The 1,962-nt window shown below is 68.5% G+C and carries 2 protein-coding genes and 1 pseudogene; all 3 read left to right on the plus strand.

Annotation, left to right across the window (positions count from 1 at the left end; all coding sequences use genetic code 11):
• A partial coding sequence (locus GPA_RS01635) for a RodZ domain-containing protein (RefSeq protein ID WP_167536579.1) occupies positions 1 to 719 on the plus strand: 719 nt, incomplete at its 5' end.
• 349 nt (positions 720 to 1,068) lie between these two features.
• Positions 1,069 to 1,566, plus strand: a complete 498-nt coding sequence (locus tag GPA_RS01640; RefSeq protein ID WP_015538753.1) for a YajQ family cyclic di-GMP-binding protein — start codon at positions 1,069 to 1,071, stop codon at positions 1,564 to 1,566.
• A gap of 8 nt (positions 1,567 to 1,574) precedes the next feature.
• Positions 1,575 to 1,962 (plus strand): annotated as a pseudogene (locus tag GPA_RS01645) (30S ribosomal protein S12 methylthiotransferase RimO); the annotation flags it as partial.

A 1,962-nucleotide genomic window follows, 5' to 3' on the forward strand; every position in this document is an offset into this window, starting at 1 on the left:
ACACGCGCCCCGACTGCGGCCGCGGGGCGGCCCCGGCAACCGGGGCGCGCCTGTACTCGGAGGACCGCACGCACACGAGCCGCCACTCGGCGCTGCCGAACGGCCACTACACGAACTTCTACGCAGGCCCCAAGGCTCCGAGCGGCGTGCAGTCGAAGCTGCCGTTCGTCATCGCGGGCGCGGTCATCCTCGTGGTGCTGATCGTCGTGCTCGTGTTCGCGTTCGGGGGCAAGGGCGGCGGCGAGGAGGACCTGCCGGCCGTGCCCGTGACGGGCATCGACGACACCACCCAGGGCGAGGGCGACGAGGGCTCCCAGGAACCCGTCGCATCGCCTGCGCCGGTGGCGCCCACGAGCGCCAAGGTCGTCTACGAGGTGGCGTCGGGGCAGTCGGTGTACATGGATATCTACGAGGACGGAAGCATCACCTCGGGCGGCACCGTCGACGGGCCTGCCAAGAAGGAGTTCGACGTCACCGGCACGTTCAAGATCGTCACCTCGAATCCTGGCGGCGTGACCGTCACCGTTGACGGGACGAAGCTCGAGCCGACGGGCGACGAGAGCACCGGCATCAACTCGTTCAGCGTGGACTTCCCGGCCATCCTCGAGCAGTGGAAGGCCGACCACCCGACCGCCGGCACGACGGGAACAAACGGCACGACGGGAACGGGCGCATCCGGCACCGGCGCGACGGACGGCACGGACACGCCGGCCGCCTAGCCTCCCGGCCAACCGCAAACCAGCTTGCCGGCCTCTCCAATCCAGCCGGCCGAGGACGCTCGCCCGATGGCGGCCGCCCCGGCGCATTCGACCAACCTCCAAGGTTGACCGCGTGCGCCGGGGCGGCCGTCTTTATTCTCACGCCTTCGGCCGGCTGATGAAGAAGAGAGAACCGCATGTTTTTCGCGCTTCGCAATTCGCCGGCCGGCAAGAAGAGAACCGCTCCCTTCGCGCTCTGTGGAACTCGCCTGCAATCGCTGCGCGGGCGGGACGAAATAGGGTATGCTGGTCGGAAACGAAAAACGAGGCGGCCCGCGCGCTTGGCGGGCCGATGAGGAAGGGAGCACCCATGGCGAAAGAGTGCAGCTTCGACGTCGTGTCCACGGTGGACATGCAGGAGGTCGACAACGCGTTCCAGCAGGCGAAGAAGGAGCTTGCCCAACGCTACGACCTGAAGGACTCCGGCGCCGAGATCACGCTCGACAAGGCGAACAAGGCCATCACGGTGGCCGCCCCGGCGGAGTTCGTGGCCAAGCAGGTCATCGACGTCATCGCCTCGAAGCTCGTGAAGCGCGGCATCGATTTGGGCTCCGTGAAGTGGGGCGAGGCGCAGCCGGCCGCCGGGCAGAGCGTGCGCCAGACGGCGAGCATCGTCGAGGGCATCGACAAGGACACGGCCGGCAAGATCAACAAGGACATCAAGGCCACCAAGCTCAAGGTGAAGGTGCAGATCGAGGGCGACAAGCTGCGCGTGTCGAGCACCTCCCGCGACACGCTCCAGGAGGTTATCGCCTTCCTGAAGGGCCAGGACTACGGCCAGCCGCTCCAGTACGTCAACTACCGCTAGGCCGCGCGGTGGGCAACGAGAGGGCGCGCGGGGGCGAGGGCCGGAAGTCCGTGGCGTTCGTCACGCTGGGATGCGCCAAGAACGAGGTGGACACCGAGCACATGCGCGCCCGGGCGACCGCGGCAGGCTACGCGCTGACGGACGACCCCGAGGCGGCCGACGCCATCGTGGTGAACACGTGCTCGTTCATCCAGGCGGCCACCGAGGAGAGCCTCGAGGCGATCTTCGAGGCGGCCGACCTGCCGAACGTGCGTGACGGGGGTGCTGCGCTCGTCGTGGCCGGCTGCATGCCGGCGCGCTACGGCGAGGACCTCGAGGCCGAGCTGACCGAGGCAGGCGCCTTCGTGCCGTGCTCGCACGAGGACGACATCGTGCTCGTGCTGGCCGACGTCATCG

It is taken from the genome of Gordonibacter pamelaeae 7-10-1-b, assembly GCF_000210055.1.
In the GTDB taxonomy this organism is placed as follows: domain Bacteria; phylum Actinomycetota; class Coriobacteriia; order Coriobacteriales; family Eggerthellaceae; genus Gordonibacter; species Gordonibacter pamelaeae.